Below are 243 nucleotides of genomic sequence, written 5' to 3'. Positions count from 1 at the left end.
GGATTACGCCAAAGCTTGCCAACGTGACGAAAGAAACGGTTCTACATATGGTAAAAGACCATATCAATCTATCATTACTGATGAATCAAGTGGGGGTATGAGAATGAATCAATGGATGGAACTCGCAGACCAGGTGCTTGCTGGAGCAGAAGTGACCGACGAAGAGGCGCTTTCGATATTAAACTGTCCTGATGAAGATATTTTGCTTTTAATGCATGGGGCTTTTCATATCAGAAAACACTT

2 pseudogenes are annotated in these 243 nt (G+C 42.0%); both read left to right on the top strand.

From position 1 onward, the window contains the following. Positions 1 to 101 (top strand): annotated as a pseudogene (locus CF394_RS15485) (dethiobiotin synthase); the annotation flags it as partial. A gap of 2 nt (positions 102 to 103) precedes the next feature. After that, positions 104 to 243 (top strand): annotated as a pseudogene (locus CF394_RS15480) (biotin synthase BioB); the annotation flags it as partial.

It is taken from the genome of Tetzosporium hominis (assembly GCF_002265435.1).
GTDB classification, from domain to species: domain Bacteria; phylum Bacillota; class Bacilli; order Bacillales_A; family Planococcaceae; genus Chryseomicrobium; species Chryseomicrobium hominis.
Note: the sequence above shows the minus strand (reverse complement) of the source record. Positions and strands in the feature narration are given on the sequence as shown.